The sequence below is a fragment of the Lysinibacillus sp. FSL M8-0134 genome (assembly GCF_038069745.1).
GTDB lineage: Bacteria > Bacillota > Bacilli > Bacillales_A > Planococcaceae > Lysinibacillus > Lysinibacillus irui.
The window spans coordinates 986553-1003490 of the sequence record NZ_JBBPAJ010000001.1; the positions used below are offsets into that span (position 1 = coordinate 986553).

The following is a 16938-nucleotide window of genomic DNA, read 5'->3' on the forward strand; positions in this document are numbered from 1 at the left end:
AGGAGTAATTGATGAAAGGAGTTTGTATATGACAGCCACATCATTTAATCCGATTCAACTGCAACAAAATGCTATCACATCAACAAATCAACCCCTTGCCTTAAAGCAAGGACAAGTATTCCATGGCACAATTAAGCAATTATATCCAGATCAGATGGCAGAGATACAAGTAGGCAATCAAAAATTCATAGCGAAACTTGAAGTACCATTAAAAACTGGAGATGCCCATTTCTTTCAGGTAACAGGAACAAATCCACAAACAGAATTGAAAGTGGTAACAGGACCGATGGCGCAAGCATCTACGTCAAGTCAACAAATGAACCAGCTTTTAGAATCTATGAATTTACCTAAATCTACAGAGATGCAGCAATTGTTAGGACATTTTATGAAGGCGCAGCTACCTATTTCAAAAGATCAACTGCTTCAAGCGGAAATATGGTTAAAGGCATTACCTGAAGGGATGTCAAAAATAGATGCACTGCAAACTATTCAAAAAATGATAGAGCTTAAAATGCCGATGACAAATGATGTGTTTCATGCGCTCATGAATGGTCAAAAAACGTCAGGTATGACCACGCTCATGGATAACTTTGCTCAGCTTTTAGCAAAGGATGTAACTTTATCTGCCCAATTGAGGCAAACTCTAATGCAACAAGTACAAGCGATTGCCAAGCCTTTTGAAGTAGAAACGGGTGGTGTCATCCTTGCTAGAGTTCTTCAAAGTTTAACAAATAGTGCTGCAACGATGAGTGAAAAAATGCAAGCATTATCGATTCTAAAGGAATCAGGCATTCTTCCACAGCAGGCTACATTACAAAACTGGTCAAACATTAAAGAAGCTAAAGCTTTTCAACCAATGCAGCAAGCTGGACAAGTTATTCAAACCATCCTTGCTACAAAGCCTGAAAATGCCAGTCAACTTGTGGAACAGCTTAAAACATGGCTAGGAAATCAGCAATTATTAACGAATGAGCAAAAACAGCAAATCAATCAGCTAATGGACCGTTTTAATCAGATACCGGTAACGAAACAAGCGCTAGATGTTTTTGCTAAACAAATGCAGGATCAACTATTAAAAGTGTTTGCTCAAAATACAGCTGATCGTTTATTTACACAGGATGCCCATGCACTTTCTGTGAAGGATCATCTGCTATCTCTTTTTAGGCAGGAATTCAATTCACCTTTCCAGAATGAAGTGCTAATGCGAAATCTGGTGAAAAATAGCATTGATTCTACACAACCTTTCATTCAGCAAACTTTAACCCAAGCAGATGCACTAGTACAAAATTCGATGGATAGCAAAGCGATGGAGCATGCCCTAAAAACAGTGTTGAAAAATTTAGGGATTAGCTATGAGGCCACTTTAGGAAATAAGTCAGCGGATCTGCAAATGATTGCTCATCAGCTAAAGCCGCAGCTCCATACATTATTGCAGGAAACTAATACGACACCTCAAATGAAGGAAGCGGCAGAAATGCTCATGACACGAATGAATGGCATGCAGCTATCTTCAGGTGAGAATGGTCATCAACACCAGCTTATCATGCAAGTCCCACTTGAGTTTTTCGGCAAAAAGATGGATGCAACATTACAGTGGAATGGTCGTATGAAGGATGATGGCAAAATTGATGCCAACTATGCACGTGTATTATTTTATTTACAGATGGCATCAATGCAAGAAACGGTGATTGATATGCAGGTTCAAAATAGAGTGGTCACAGTAACAGTCTTTAATGAGAATTCAGATATTCAGCCACTTGCGGAGCCACTAAAGGCAGCCTTGAAAATGGGCTTGGCAGAAAAAAATTATCAACTTTCAGGAGTCTTTATTAAACAATTTGACAAGGGGCAAACGACAAAAGTAAGTCCTGTAGTAGAACAGCAAGAGGAGCATAGTGGGGTGGATATCCGCGTATGAGCGAAGAAAAATTTACACGAAAAGAGGCAATTGCGCTTACTTATAAACTTGGACAATTTGATAGTCCAACTGTTGTAGCAAAGGGAAAAGGGAAAATTGCAGAAAATATTTTAGCCCGTGCTACTGAGCATAATGTGCCAATTTATGAGGATCCTAACCTCGTGCAATTGCTTGGTCAACTAGATTTAAATGAGTCCATTCCTGAAGAATTATATCAGGCTGTAGCTGAGGTTTTTGCATTTATCTATCGTTTAGATCAGCAACATGCGCAAAAATATAGAAAAAATGAAGTATTCTGACTATTCTTGCAAGCTGTTTTAGTACACAAAATAGAAAAAAGCGTCATAATAAGAGAGAAAATTCGAACTAAAGACAAAGTGTAGACTTTATCAGAATCTTTCGTTAGAATAGTCTATGTTAGTAAAACAATTCTACGCAAATGTTTGATGGGAGGATGTATTATGAATATCCATGAATATCAAGGGAAAGAGATTCTGAGAAAATATGGTGTAGCTGTACCGAACGGAAAAGTTGCTTTTTCCCCTGATGAAGCAGTGAAAGTAGCGAAGGAACTTGGCTCAAATGTAACAGTGGTCAAGGCGCAAATTCATGCAGGTGGACGCGGTAAAGCAGGTGGTGTAAAAATCGCTAAAAACCTAGACGAGGTACGTACGTACGCAAAAGAATTATTAGGGAAAATTTTAGTGACTCATCAAACAGGTCCAGAAGGTAAAGAAGTAAAACGCTTGTATATTGAAGAGGGTTCTGATATCCAAAAAGAATATTATTTAAGTCTAGTATTAGATCGTGCAACATCTCGTGTTACGATGATGGGATCTGAAGAAGGCGGTATGGATATTGAAGAGGTTGCAGAAACAAATCCAGAAAAAATCTTCAAAGAAGTAGTAGATCCTGTTGTGGGCTTAACAAGCTTCCAAGCACGTCGTATGGCGTTTAATATGAATATTCCAGCAAACCTAGTAGGGAAAGCTGTTAAATTAATGTTAGGTTTATATCAAGCATTTATCGACAAAGATGCTTCGATTGTAGAAATTAATCCACTTGTTGTAACTGGACAAGGTGAAGTTGTGGCATTAGATGCTAAATTCAATTTTGATGCGAATGCACTATATCGACATAAAGATATTGTCGAATTACGCGATTTCGACGAAGAAGATGCAAAAGAAATCGAAGCATCCAAATATGATTTAAGCTATATTTCATTAGATGGTAACATTGGTTGTATGGTTAATGGTGCCGGTCTTGCAATGGCCACAATGGATACAATTAGTTATTATGGCGGAAGCCCTGCTAACTTCCTAGATGTAGGGGGCGGTGCAACAGCTGAAAAAGTAACAGAGGCTTTCAAAATTATCCTTTCTGATCCAAACGTAAAAGGCATTTTCGTAAACATTTTTGGCGGAATTATGAAGTGTAACATTATTGCTGAAGGTGTTGTGACAGCTGCTAAAGAAATTGGTTTAGCTGTGCCGTTAGTTGTACGTTTAGAAGGTACAAATGTAGAACTTGGAAAAGAAATTTTAAATGCATCTGGTTTAAACATCGTTGCAGCGGATTCAATGGCTGACGGTGCACAAAAAATTGTGGGACTAGTAGGCTAAGGAAGGCAGGGAGAACAATGGCTGTATTTATTAACAAAGATACGAAGGTAATTGTACAAGGAATTACGGGCGAAACAGCTCTTTTCCATACGAAGCAAATGCTAGAGTATGGTACTAAAATCGTAGCAGGTGTAACACCAGGAAAAGGTGGACTTGAAATCGAGGGAGTTCCTGTTTTCAATACAGTAGCAGAAGCTGTAGCTGCAACAGGTGCTACAACTTCAGTTATCTATGTACCTGCACCATTTGCGGCAGATGCAATTTTAGAAGCTGTTGATGCTGAATTAGAATTAACAATCTGTATCACAGAGCATATTCCTGTCCTTGATATGGTTAAAGTTAAACGTTATATGGAAGGTAAAAATACTCGCTTAGTAGGTCCGAACTGTCCGGGTGTTATTACTGCTGACGAATGTAAGATTGGGATCATGCCTGGTTACATTCATACAAAAGGCCATGTAGGAGTTGTTTCTCGTTCTGGTACTTTAACATATGAAGCAGTGCACCAACTAACACAAGCTGGCATTGGACAAACAACTGCTGTAGGTATCGGTGGAGACCCTGTTAATGGTACAAACTTCATTGATGTTCTAGAAGCATTTAATAATGATCCAGAAACATACGCAGTAGTGATGATTGGAGAAATCGGTGGTACAGCTGAGGAAGAGGCAGCTGCATGGATTAAGGCAAATATGACGAAACCTGTCGTAGGCTTTATCGGTGGACAAACTGCACCTCCAGGCAAACGTATGGGTCACGCTGGTGCTATCATTTCTGGTGGTAAAGGAACAGCAGCAGAAAAAATTAAAGCGATGAACGCTGCTGGTATTGAAGTAGCGGAAACACCGTCTGTTATTGGTGAAACGTTAATTAAAGTAATTAAAGAAAAAGGGCTATACGAAAAGTGTAAAACCCATTAAAATGGAAGATGTAGCACATTGCGGCTACATCTTTTTCATTATTTATACACTGTATACCATCTTCACTTTTTCCTACTTACGGCGAAGAAAAACGACAATTCTGTGGCAGGTGTCATAAATAATGATGAAAAAGTTGTGTTGAAATTATCTTGCGGTCATTTAATTTCTTCTATTATAAAAGGAGGTTTGTTAAATGATCCTTGCAATGGATACCCAGAGATTACTAGCTTTACATTATGTATACCCATTACCACTTCAGAAACTTCAGCGTTTATTGTCCCCAGTGAATATTTTAAGCGAGTTTGAAAATATTCAATATGATGAAATTGCAAAGGTTTTACAAATATCGGCACATAAAGCATATCAACTCTCGCAAAGTTTTCGACAAATTATGACAAAATCATTTGAAGAGGTTTATGCACAAGCAAATATAATCCCCATACCGTTTTATCATCCCTACTTCCCGGCGCAATTATTTGAAATATCCAGCCCACCTACTGTATTGTATGTGAAAGGTCAGTATTCCTTGTTATCAAATAATAAACAGATAGCTATTATAGGTTCTAGGAAGGCTACAGCGTATTCAAAGAGGGCGATAGATGTCATAGTCCCACCACTTGTTCAACGTGGGTATACGGTCGTCAGTGGGCTTGCTAGAGGTGCTGATACGATAGCACATACGGCGACACTTAATGTGGGAGGCCACACAATTGCGGTGCTTGGACATGGTTTTAATTATCTCTATCCAGCAGAAAATCGCATTCTTGCTAAACAATTGGCAGAACACCAACTATTAGTGACAGAATACCCCCCTTACATGAAGCCTGAAAAATGGCATTTTCCAATGCGTAATCGAATTATTAGTGGATTATCTCAGGCCTTAGTTGTCACAGAAGCTGCGTTGAAGAGTGGCACGCTTATTACAACTGAGCTTGCATTGGAGCAAGGGAAAGATGTATTTGTTGTGCCAGGACCTATTGATGCAATGCAGTCTAGGGGAACAAATCAATTACTTTTAGAAGGGGCCATTCCAGTAATAAATGGTCATCAAATTCTTGAAACATTGGACCTCTTTTCTAACAAAAATTGAAAAAAAGTTGCATTATCTTAAAATCTGTTATACATTTTGCAACAGGTAACTTAAAAAATTAGTAATAGACCTCGCTAAGGGGGAGACATAGATGGCGGATTATTTAGTGATTGTAGAATCACCAGCAAAAGCAAAAACAATTGAACGATATTTAGGTAAGAAATATAAAGTAAAAGCGTCGGTTGGACATGTTAGGGATCTTCCACGTAGCCAAATGGGCGTTAGTGCTGAGAATAACTTTGAACCTAAATATATTACGATACGTGGTAAAGGTCCTGTCTTACAGGAATTAAAATCTGCGGCTAAAAAAGTGAAGAAAGTTTATCTAGCGGCCGATCCAGACCGCGAGGGAGAAGCAATTGCTTGGCACCTTGCGACTGCGTTAAACATTGATATTCACTCAGATTGTCGTGTTGTATTTAATGAAATCACCAAAGATGCAATTATAGAGTCCTTTAAAAATCCACGTCCAATTAACATGGATTTAGTAGATGCACAACAAACAAGACGTATATTGGATAGACTTGTAGGCTATAACATTAGCCCAATTCTGTGGAAAAAGGTGAAAAAGGGTCTATCAGCAGGTCGTGTACAATCGGTAGCTCTACGCATGATTATTGATCGTGAAAATGAAATTAAAAACTTCCAACCAGAAGAATATTGGACAATTGAAGGAACATTTGAAAAAGGTAAAAAAACCTTTGATGCACTTTACTATGGAAATGGTAAAGACAAAATTAAATTAACAAATGAAGAACAAGTAAAGGCAATATTAAAAGATGTAAAAGGAACAAACTTTAATGTTGTTAATGTAACGAAAAAGGAACGCAAACGTAATGCTGCGCCAGCCTTCACAACATCTTCTTTACAACAAGAAGCGGCACGAAAGTTAAATTTCCGAGCTAAGAAAACCATGATGCTAGCTCAGCAGTTATATGAAGGTATTGATATTGGGAAAAAAGAAGGAACTGTCGGGTTAATCACATATATGCGTACCGATTCAACACGTATTTCAGATACAGCTAAAGCGGAAGCGGTAACTTATATTGAAGGAAAGTATGGTAAAGAATATATTGCTACTGAGATAAAGCAAACGAAGAAGGCTTCGAATGCGCAGGATGCTCATGAAGCAATACGCCCAACAAGCACAATGCGTACACCAGATGAATTGAAGACTGTTCTTAGCCGTGATCAGTTACGTTTATATCGCTTAATTTGGGAGCGCTTTATCGCCAGCCAAATGGCTCCAGCAATATTAGATACGGTAGCAGTTGATCTTCAAAATGGTGATGTTTTATTCCGAGCGAATGGCTCACAAGTCAAATTTGCAGGCTTTATGAAACTGTATATCGAAGGTACTGATGATCAGACAGAAGAGACGACAAAACTTTTGCCTGAAATGGAAATTGGTGATCAAGTAAAATCGCTTGAAATCGAGCCTAAGCAACATTTTACACAGCCACCACCACGTTATTCAGAGGCGCGACTTGTTAAAACAATGGAAGAACTAGGTATTGGGCGCCCATCCACATATGCACCGACCCTCGATACAATTCAGCGCCGTGGCTATGTTGTATTAGATGCTAAACGCTTTATGCCAACAGAGCTAGGTGAAATTGTACACCAACTCGTACTAGAATTTTTCCCTGATATCATAAACATCGAATTCACAGCACAAATGGAACAAGATCTAGATGATATTGAAGAAGGTAGTCGTCAATGGAAAAATGTTGTGGAAGAGTTTTATAAAGACTTTGAAGTTCATGTAAAACATGCAGATGAGGCTATGGAAAAAGTTGTGATTAAAGATGAACCTGCTGGAGAGGATTGCGAGCATTGTGGATCCCCGATGGTTTATAAGCTTGGACGATATGGCAAATTTATGGCTTGTTCGAACTTCCCGGACTGTAGAAATACAAAAGCTATTATGAAACCTATTGGTGTAAAATGTCCTTCCTGTGAAACGGGCGAAATTGTAGAACGAAAAAGTAAAACAAAGAGACTGTTCTATGGTTGTAACCAATACCCTGAATGTGAATTTGTATCATGGGACAAGCCAATTAGTAGACCATGCCCGAAATGTAGTGCATTATTAGTAGAGAAAAAGATAAAAAAAGGTGTCCAAATTCAATGTACAAAGTGTGATTATGAAGAGACACCAACTCAATGATAGATAGGAAGATGGTAAGAAACATGGCTGAACAAGTAGTAAATGTAATTGGAGCGGGACTTGCGGGTAGTGAAGCAGCTTGGCAAATTGCTAAGCGTGGTGTAAAAGTTAAACTTTATGAGATGCGTCCAGTAAAGCAAACGCCGGCGCACCATACGGATAAGTTTGCAGAACTTGTTTGTTCTAACTCATTGCGTGCAAATGGTTTAACAAATGCCGTGGGCGTTATTAAAGAAGAAATGCGTTTGTTAGATTCTGTTATCTTAAAAGCTGCAGATCAGTGCTCAGTACCTGCTGGCGGCGCATTAGCAGTAGACCGTCATGAATTTGCTGGATATGTAACTGAGGCTGTAAAAAACCACCCACTAGTGGAGGTTATTCATGAAGAAGTTACTGAAATTCCAGAAGGTATTACAGTTATTGCAACAGGTCCATTGACTTCAAAAGCTTTAGCTGAGAAAATTCAAGGTTTAACTGGCTTGGATTATTTATACTTTTATGATGCAGCAGCACCCATTATTGAAAAAGATAGTATAGACATGGATAAAGTTTATTTGAAGTCTCGTTATGATAAAGGTGAAGCAGCATATTTAAACTGTCCTATGACAAAGGAAGAATTCGATCGATTCCGTCAAGCATTAATAGAAGCAGAAGTTGTTCCATTGAAAGAATTTGAAAAAGAAATTTATTTTGAGGGATGTATGCCGATCGAAGTTATGGCTGCGCGTGGGGAGAAAACGATGTTATTTGGTCCTATGAAGCCAGTAGGTCTTGAAGATCCAAAAACAGGGAAACGTCCTTATGCTGTTGTGCAACTTCGTCAAGATGATGCAGCTGGCACCCTTTATAACATTGTTGGTTTCCAAACGCATCTAAAATGGGGGCCGCAAAAGGAAGTACTACAGCTAATCCCTGGATTAGAGAATGTGGAAATTGTACGCTATGGTGTTATGCACCGTAATACATTCATCAACTCTCCAAAAGTTTTAGAAAAGACATATCAACTTCGTGAACGCAAAAACATTTTCTTTGCAGGTCAGATGACAGGTGTAGAAGGATATGTTGAATCAGCAGGAAGTGGGTTAATTGCAGGAATTAATGCTGCTCGTTTAGCATTAGGGCAAGACCCGATTATTTTCCCATTTGAAACGGCATTAGGAAGTATGGCCCGTTATATAACAGAAGCTCAATCGAAAAACTTCCAGCCGATGAATGTTAACTTCGGTATTTTCCCTGAGTTACCACCAGGACGCCGTTCTAAACCGGAACGTGCTGAAATGCATGCAACACGTGCTTTGAGCACAATTCGAAATTTTGTGAATTCACAAACAATTTGATTGCCAAAAGCCTCTAAAAGTTGATATACTCTTAGAGGCTTTTTCTTTTTGTAGACAAAATGCTTAATTAGACGTATTTTATTATTTTGTATGGACATTTTCTCAAAATATAACTATTTACACTTGCTATATTACGAAGATAGGTTTAGTGTCAATATGTATGTTTATTAATGATGAGCAAAACGATGCAAACTTGTAAGAGATGACAAAGATATATATATCCGTTATACAAGTGTCAGTCATTTGAGAAAATTATTAATAAATCATTGGTGGTGAATCTTTCCATGTTAGTTTCGTCCCAAGATGCACTCGAACAGTTCATGCTTTACATCCAAGTTGAAAAGAACTTCTCTGTTCATACAGTGCGAGAATATGAATCAGACCTGCTAGATTTTTTAACCTTTTTGCAAACGGAGGGAATCGATGATTTAGCGAGTGTTGAATATATACATGCACGTCTTTATGTAACAAAGTTGTATGAAGAAAAAAGGGCAAGGGCTTCTATTTCTAGAAAGATTTCCTCGATCCGTTCCTTTTTTCGCTTTCTAAATAGACAATACGGATTAGATGACGGAGCATTCCGTTCGCTCTATCACCCTAAAAAGGAATCTCGTTTACCAAATTTTTTCTACGAAGAAGAATTGAAGCAGCTATTTGATGCGAATACTGGTGATGATTTGAAATCATTGAGAAATATAGCTATATTAGAGCTGTTATATGCTACAGGTATACGTGTAAGTGAACTGACTTCTATTCAAGTAGAGGATGTAGATTTTCATTATTCAATCATACGAGTAATGGGTAAAGGTCGAAAAGAACGAATTATTCCATTTGGTCAATTTGCGAGTTTAGCAATGCAGGACTACATAGAGCAAGCTCGTCCACGATTGATGAAAAAGACCAGTCATCAGCAGTTGTTTGTCAATATGCGCGGTGGGGAACTTACGCCTCGAGGGGTACGTCATATTTTAAACGAAATGATTGACAAGGCCTCACTCCATACGAAAATTTACCCACACATGCTTCGCCATACTTTTGCCACTCATTTATTGAATAATGGCGCTGATTTGCGAACGGTGCAGGAGTTATTAGGTCACTCTCATTTATCTTCTACACAAGTTTACACACATGTAACAAAAGAGCATCTTCGTCAAACATATATGAATGCTCATCCAAGGGCATAATAGAGCTAAGGAGGAAGGCAGATGGGACAAATTCATGCGACAACGATATTTGCGGTTCATCATAACGGAGGATGTGCCATGGCTGGTGATGGCCAAGTAACATTGGGAAATGCAGTTGTGATGAAGGGTACAGCAAGGAAGGTCAGACGTCTGTTTAATGGGCAGGTCCTTGCAGGTTTTGCAGGTTCCGTTGCTGATGCTTTTACACTGTTTGAAATGTTTGAAGGCAAACTAAATGAATATAACGGTAATTTACAACGAGCTGCAGTAGAAGTAGCAAAGCAATGGCGTGGTGATAAAATGCTTCGTCAGCTAGAAGCAATGTTATTAGTAATGGATAAAACGACATTACTACTTGTTTCAGGTACAGGAGAAGTAATTGAACCAGATGATGGTATTTTGGCAATTGGCTCTGGTGGAAACTATGCTTTATCTGCGGGTAGAGCATTAAAAAAATATGCAGGTGAAACGATGACTGCTCGTGAAATTGCAGAAGCGGCATTAGAAACAGCTGCTGAAATATGTGTATTTACGAATCATAATATTATCGTGGAGGCGCTGAACTAATGACGCAAAAAAATTTAACGCCAAGACAAATTACTGAGCATTTAGATCGCTATATTGTTGGGCAGAATGAAGCTAAGCGAGCAGTAGCCATTGCGTTACGTAACCGCTATCGTCGTTCGTTATTAAATGACGATATGAAGGCTGAAGTTATCCCGAAAAATATTTTAATGATTGGTCCAACTGGTGTCGGAAAAACGGAAATTGCCAGAAGAATTGCGAAGCTTACAAATGCTCCTTTTGTAAAAGTTGAAGCGACAAAGTTTACAGAGGTAGGCTATGTAGGTCGAGATGTTGAATCAATGGTTCGTGACTTAGTAGAAGCCTCACATCGTTTAGTTAAGGAAGAAATGATGGAGTCTGTTAAGGAACAAGCTGAGGAATTAGCAAATGAAGCAATCGTCAAACTTTTAGTGCCTTCTTTAAGGAAAAAACAGGCGATGCAAAATCCATTTGAAATGTTATTCGGTGGGAAAGAACAATCATCAACTGACGATTCATCAACTGATGAAGCTGAGGTACGCTCTAAGCGCGCGCAAATTGCCATTGATTTACGCAATGGTAAATTAGAAAATGAATGGGTTACTGTAGAAGTTACAGAACAAAATCCATCAATTTTTGATGCGCTTCAAGGAACTGGAATGGATATGTCTGCGAATAGCGGCATGCAGGATATGTTATCTAGTTTAATGCCGAAAAAACAGAAAAAACGCCGTGTGCAAGTGAAAGATGCACGCCGTATTTTAACTATAGAAGAAGCAAATAAACTGATAGATGCTGACGAAGTGGCACAAGAAGCTATTACTAGAGCAGAACAATCGGGTATCATTTTTATTGATGAAATCGATAAAATTGCTAGTAAAGAAGGAAACACTTCAGCAAATGTCTCACGTGAAGGTGTTCAACGAGATATTCTACCAATTGTAGAAGGATCTACTGTCACTACGAAATATGGAGCAGTGAAAACCGATTATATGCTGTTTGTAGCAGCAGGTGCATTCCATATGTCGAAGCCATCGGATTTAATTCCTGAATTACAAGGCCGTTTCCCAATTCGTGTAGAGCTAGAAAAATTAACAAAACAAGACTTTGTAAGAATTTTGCAAGAGCCAGATCAATCGCTTATTTTGCAATACAAAGCATTATTAGAAACAGAAGGCGTGGAAATTCATTTCACAACAGATGCTATTGAGCGAATTGCTGAAATAGCAACAGAGGTTAATCAGGAAACAGATAATATCGGAGCCCGTCGTTTACACACGATTTTAGAACGTTTACTTGAAGAGCTATCGTTTGAAGCATCTGAAATTGCACCAGCAAGTATCCCAATCAATGCTGCGTATGTTGATCAAAAACTTGCGGGTATAGTAAAAAACAAAGATTTATCACAATTTATACTGTAGGGTAAAGTGAATTAGTATCATTCAGTATTAAAAACCTTTAGAATATTTAGTAAATACTCTTCGGATTATTTATAGGAGGAACATATAATGAATTTATTAGAAAAAACACGTAAAATTAACTCGATGCTTCAAGCTTCTGCTGGTAAGCCGGTAAACTTTAAAGAAATGGCTGATACTTTAGGAGATATTATTGATAGTAATGTCTATATTTTAAGCCGTAAAGGTAAATTATTAGGTATTTCAATTCACCAACAAATTGAAAACGAACGTATGAAGAAAATGTTCGAAGAGCGACAATTCCCAGAAGAATACACTCATAGCTTATTTACGATTTCTGAAACATCATCGAATTTAGATATCAATAACGAACATACTGCTTTTCCTGTAGAAAATAAAGATTTATTCCAAAATGCTTTAACAACTATCGTACCAATCGTTGGTGGTGGAGAGCGTTTAGGAACACTGATTCTTGCTCGTTTATCTTCTCAATTTGAAGATGATGATTTAATTTTAGCGGAGTACGGTGCAACAGTAGTTGGTATGGAAATTTTACGTGAGAAATCTGAAGAAATTGAAGAAGAGGCTCGTAGCAAAGCTGTCGTACAAATGGCTATCAATTCCCTTTCATACAGTGAGTTAGAAGCGATTGAACATATTTTTGAAGAACTTGATGGCAATGAAGGTTTATTAGTTGCTTCAAAAATTGCTGACCGAGTGGGTATTACAAGATCAGTAATTGTAAATGCATTACGTAAACTTGAATCTGCTGGTGTAATTGAATCTCGTTCTTTAGGTATGAAAGGTACTTATATTAAAGTACTAAATGATAAATTCTTAAATGCTCTAGCAGAAATTAAAATGAAATAATAATACAGATGAAAGCGTCTAGAGTAACTCTAGGCGCTTTCGAACTGTTGGTAAAAGGAATCGGGACTTCATTTTCGATTCCTTTTATCATATAATACCTTGTAGCATTAGTGGTTCATTAAAGGACCGGCCACGACCGGATGATTAGCTTCTTTAAATTGTAGAAAAATAAGCTCACTATCTTAACCATCTTATAGATATTTATCTTGTCCATGCTTTTCATCTAGCACAAAAATTCGTTCAAGGTTTCTTTTCACTTTGTGTAGTGTTATTTAATATCAGTAGATAAAAGAAAAGAGAGGCAGCCAGCACGACTCGCCGATTGAAAGCGTCTGGCCATTGAGTTTATCAAAATAAAAACTTTCAAACTTCTTGAGATTGTCTACTGTTCGAAGCTCTAGAGTAAATCTAGGCGCTTTTTTTATGCAAAAGTATCTTCAGTTTTTGTATTTGCACTATATGCTCTTTTAGAAATTATACAAAAATATTGAAACATGATACTTTTTGTTTCTTTCTTCCTAATATTGTTCAACAATTTGTCACTACCATTAGCACATATAATTTTCTAGTATGTTACTTTAGAATATAGTGAACAAATTGTGAAATGTTCATTTGTAAAATACTTTCGTAATGAATGAACTAGTAAAAAGGGACCTTTATTTATAAGTTAATAAAAAGGCGATAAAGCTCAAAAAAAGGCGTATTTAATACTAAAAGCGTAAACACTGTCGAAATAGTGTAAAATAACTAGATGTATACTATCCTTCCGTGAAGCCTAGAGACGAAAGGGTTCCGGAAGTTTTGTCACGGTTTAGTGGGATAAAAAATAGGGCATATAGACTATCAAAAAGTGACAAAAGACAATAGACACTAGGTATCATCTTAATTACAATTGTATTATTGGATAAATTAACAAGTACATAAATTGGAATAAAATGAGGTGAACAGTTTTGAATTTATTTGGAGGAACTATTAGTAGCCTGGAAAAAGGACTTTCCTATGCAACTTTGAATCATAAAACAATCGCGAATAATATTGCGAATGTCGATACGCCTAATTATAAGGCGAAAAATGTTAGTTTTAAGGGTATGTTGGAAGAACAAAAAAGTATAGCTATCTCTGCTTATCGTACTGATAGTAGACATTATGATTTCACGATTCGACAATCTACACCTGGTGTCAATAATGTCGAGAACCTGCGATATAGGAATAACGGAAATGCTGTAGACATGGATGCTGAGCAGGCGAAATTAGCTGAGAATCAAATTTATTACAATGCTTTGATTGATCGTGTAAATGGAAAATTAAATACATTAAATACTGTTATTAAAGGAGGTAAGTAATAGATGTCTATATTTCACGGGATGAATACCACTGCCTCTGCTTTAACAGCGCAACGATTACGCATGGATGTCATTTCTTCTAATATGGCTAATATGGATACAACTCGCGCTCGTCAAGTGAATGGGGAGTGGGAACCATATCGACGTAAGTCTGTTACGTTCAGTGCACAAGAAGGACAATTTTCAAAATTTTTGAATGTTGCACTTGGTAAAAATGCCAAAAGTGGTGTTGGTAATGGTGTGAAAGTTACTCGAATTTCTGAAGATCAAGAAACACCTTTTAAACTTGTTTATGACCCAACTCATCCAGATGCAAATGCAGATGGTTATGTCAATATGCCGAACGTAGATCCATTGAAAGAAATGGTTGACTTAATGTCAGCTACGCGTTCCTATGAAGCGAATATAACTGTGTTTAATGCAAATAAATCAATGCTTACTAAGGCTTTAGAGATTGGTAAATAAACTAAGTAGAAAGGAAGATACATAATGGCTATTTCGTCCGTTTCGCTAATGACACCTACTCAGGTTGTAAATGAAACAAATAAACTTAATACAACACCTTATGAAGCCCAACAAAGCTTCGCGAACTCGTTAAAAGAAGCGATTTCTAAAGTGAATGATCAGCAAATAACTTCTGATACATATACTCAAAAACTGATTAAAGGTGAAGACGTGGAGTTGCACGAAGTGATGATTGCATCACAAAAGGCAAGCATTACATTAAACGCAACAATTGAAGTTCGCAATAAGGTGATTGAAGCTTACCAAGAAATAATGCGCATGAGTGTTTAATTTTATTATTTAGATAAGGTGACTCCTTTTCAAAATAGATTAATAACCACTACAAGTGGGCTCATTATGTTCGCAAATTATTGATGGCTAGGTTATTCACTATAACCGGAGGATTCATAATGAATGAACGATTGACGAAAATAAAGAACGACACTAGTCAATTTTGGACGAGTCGAAGTAAAAAGCAAAAAATAGTTATGATTGGTTCCCTAGTAGGCGTAATCGCACTAGCTGCCATAGTGACATTTTTTGCTTCAAAAACTACATATGTTCCACTTTATAAAGATTTATCGACAAGGGAGATTGGACAAGTAAAAGAAGCGTTAGATTCTCAAGGTGTGACCTATCAAATTGCTCCAGGTGGAACATCTATTTTGGTGCCAGAAGAGCAAGTTGACTCCTTATTAGTACAATTAGCTTCAGAGGGGTACCCACAGACAGGTACAATTGATTACTCATTTGCTAATAGTTCAGGATTTGGTATGACAGATAATGAATTTAACCTACTTAAAAAAGCAGCTACTGAAACAGAAATTGCGAAGCTTTTTAAAAATTTAGAGGGTGTTAAAGATGCAAAAGTAATGATTACTGTTCCTGAAGAAGGGGTATTCGTTACGGATGTTCAAGAAGAGGCAACTGCATCTATTGTATTAAATACAGACCCCGGCTATAAATTCACAGAACAGCAAATTACTACTATGTACAATTTGGTGTCCAAAAGTATTCCAAATTTAAAAACTGATAATATTGTGATTTCTAACCAATTCTCAGAGTACTTTGATTTGAATGCTGCCACAGCAGATGGAACTTCTACAACTACTGCTGAAGGACAATTACAAATGAAGAAATTAGTTGAACGTGATCTACAGCGTCAAGTGCAAAATATGCTTGGCACGTTAATGGGACAAGATAAAGTGATGGTTTCTGTCACAACAGATATTGATTTCAAAAAAGAAAATCGAGAAGAAAATCTTGTGACACCTGTTGATGAGGAAAATATGGAAGGTATTGCGATTAGTGCTCAACGAATTACAGAGCAATATTCTGGTACTGGAGCAGCTGCAGCTGGAACACCTGAAGCTGAAACAACTACTGATAACTTCACTACTTATAACGAAGGTGCAATGGGGAACGGGGATTATGAACGTACAGAAGAGACGATTAATAATGATGTAAACCGTATCCGTAAAGACATCCAAGAAGCTCCTTATAAAGTTCAAGATATTGGCATTCAAGTCATTGTTGAACCACCGACAGCGGCTGACGCAGCATCGCTACCAGACGGTGTCCGCGAAGATATTGAGAAAATTTTAAGTACTATTGTACGTACAACGATTTCCAAAGACGTTGCAGCAGAACTTACACAAGAGCAAATTGATGAAAAAGTAGCCGTATCTGTACAACCACTATACGGTAAGGCAACTGAGGTTGCTGACGAAAAACCTGTTATTCCATGGTGGGTTTGGGTTATTGGCGGTATTTTATTAGCCGTTATTTTACTTCTTGCATTCTTTATTATCCGTTCACGTAAACGTGCGAAGGAAGAAGAAGAGCTAAGTATCCTAGAAGAACAAGAAGAATTAATGATTGATGATATTAATGAAGAAATTGAAACGGAAGCTACAATGCGTCGTAAGCAGCTTGAAAAAATGGCTAAAGAAAAGCCAGATGATTTTGCGAAATTACTGCGTAGTTGGATTGCTGAAGACTAACTAGGAGGTTCGG

The 16938-nt window shown here is 37.6% G+C and carries 15 protein-coding genes; all 15 read left to right on the forward strand.

The window, feature by feature from the left end:
• Nucleotides 1–28 precede the first annotated feature (28 nt).
• The 15 genes from MKY49_RS04785 to fliF all read left to right on the forward strand — a co-directional run bounded on the left by MKY49_RS04785 (nt 29) and on the right by fliF (nt 16925).
• A complete protein-coding gene (locus MKY49_RS04785; RefSeq protein ID WP_341385714.1) occupies nt 29–1918 on the forward strand; it encodes a hypothetical protein in 1890 nt (629 codons plus the stop codon).
• Nucleotides 1915–2217, forward strand: coding sequence for an EscU/YscU/HrcU family type III secretion system export apparatus switch protein (locus MKY49_RS04790; RefSeq protein WP_341385715.1), 303 nt, complete (start codon nt 1915–1917; stop codon nt 2215–2217). The genes MKY49_RS04785 and MKY49_RS04790 overlap by 4 nt, the downstream gene beginning before the upstream one ends.
• 162 nt (nt 2218–2379) lie before the next feature.
• Nucleotides 2380–3540: an ADP-forming succinate--CoA ligase subunit beta gene (gene sucC, locus MKY49_RS04795; RefSeq protein ID WP_274795950.1), complete on the forward strand. Its 1161-nt coding sequence runs from the start codon at nt 2380–2382 to the stop codon at nt 3538–3540.
• A gap of 17 nt (nt 3541–3557) precedes the next feature.
• Nucleotides 3558–4460, forward strand: coding sequence for a succinate--CoA ligase subunit alpha (sucD, locus tag MKY49_RS04800; RefSeq protein ID WP_341385716.1), 903 nt, complete (start codon nt 3558–3560; stop codon nt 4458–4460).
• A 193-nt stretch (nt 4461–4653) separates the two neighbouring features.
• Entirely contained in the window at nt 4654–5550 is an 897-nt protein-coding gene (gene dprA / locus MKY49_RS04805) for a DNA-processing protein DprA (protein ID WP_341385717.1), read from the forward strand.
• A gap of 91 nt (nt 5551–5641) precedes the next feature.
• Nucleotides 5642–7720 (forward strand): type I DNA topoisomerase, encoded by a 2079-nt coding sequence (gene topA, locus MKY49_RS04810; RefSeq protein WP_341385718.1) that lies wholly within the window; start codon nt 5642–5644, stop codon nt 7718–7720.
• 23 nt (nt 7721–7743) lie between these two features.
• Nucleotides 7744–9057, forward strand: a complete 1314-nt coding sequence (gene trmFO, locus MKY49_RS04815) for an FADH(2)-oxidizing methylenetetrahydrofolate--tRNA-(uracil(54)-C(5))-methyltransferase TrmFO (RefSeq protein WP_312505168.1) — start codon at nt 7744–7746, stop codon at nt 9055–9057.
• Between the two features lie 284 nt (nt 9058–9341).
• Nucleotides 9342–10241 carry a tyrosine recombinase XerC gene (gene xerC / locus MKY49_RS04820; protein WP_322605975.1) on the forward strand — a complete coding sequence of 300 codons (900 nt, stop codon included), beginning with the start codon at nt 9342–9344 and terminating at the stop codon, nt 10239–10241.
• A gap of 21 nt (nt 10242–10262) precedes the next feature.
• The gene (gene hslV, locus MKY49_RS04825) at nt 10263–10808 is read left to right on the forward strand and encodes an ATP-dependent protease subunit HslV (protein WP_004229270.1); all 546 of its coding nucleotides are present in this window, start codon (nt 10263–10265) and stop codon (nt 10806–10808) included.
• Nucleotides 10808–12208: an ATP-dependent protease ATPase subunit HslU gene (gene hslU, locus MKY49_RS04830; protein ID WP_274795956.1), complete on the forward strand. Its 1401-nt coding sequence runs from the start codon at nt 10808–10810 to the stop codon at nt 12206–12208. The genes hslV and hslU overlap by 1 nt, the downstream gene beginning before the upstream one ends.
• A gap of 87 nt (nt 12209–12295) precedes the next feature.
• Nucleotides 12296–13075 (forward strand): GTP-sensing pleiotropic transcriptional regulator CodY, encoded by a 780-nt coding sequence (codY, locus tag MKY49_RS04835; RefSeq protein ID WP_004229266.1) that lies wholly within the window; start codon nt 12296–12298, stop codon nt 13073–13075.
• A gap of 950 nt (nt 13076–14025) precedes the next feature.
• The gene (gene flgB, locus MKY49_RS04840; RefSeq protein ID WP_274795957.1) at nt 14026–14418 is read left to right on the forward strand and encodes a flagellar basal body rod protein FlgB; all 393 of its coding nucleotides are present in this window, start codon (nt 14026–14028) and stop codon (nt 14416–14418) included.
• A 3-nt stretch (nt 14419–14421) separates the two neighbouring features.
• Entirely contained in the window at nt 14422–14883 is a 462-nt protein-coding gene (gene flgC / locus MKY49_RS04845) for a flagellar basal body rod protein FlgC (protein WP_274795958.1), read from the forward strand.
• 24 nt (nt 14884–14907) lie between these two features.
• A complete protein-coding gene (fliE, locus tag MKY49_RS04850; protein ID WP_274795959.1) occupies nt 14908–15213 on the forward strand; it encodes a flagellar hook-basal body complex protein FliE in 306 nt (101 codons plus the stop codon).
• A gap of 119 nt (nt 15214–15332) precedes the next feature.
• Entirely contained in the window at nt 15333–16925 is a 1593-nt protein-coding gene (gene fliF, locus MKY49_RS04855; protein ID WP_341385719.1) for a flagellar basal-body MS-ring/collar protein FliF, read from the forward strand.
• Nucleotides 16926–16938 lie beyond the last annotated feature (13 nt).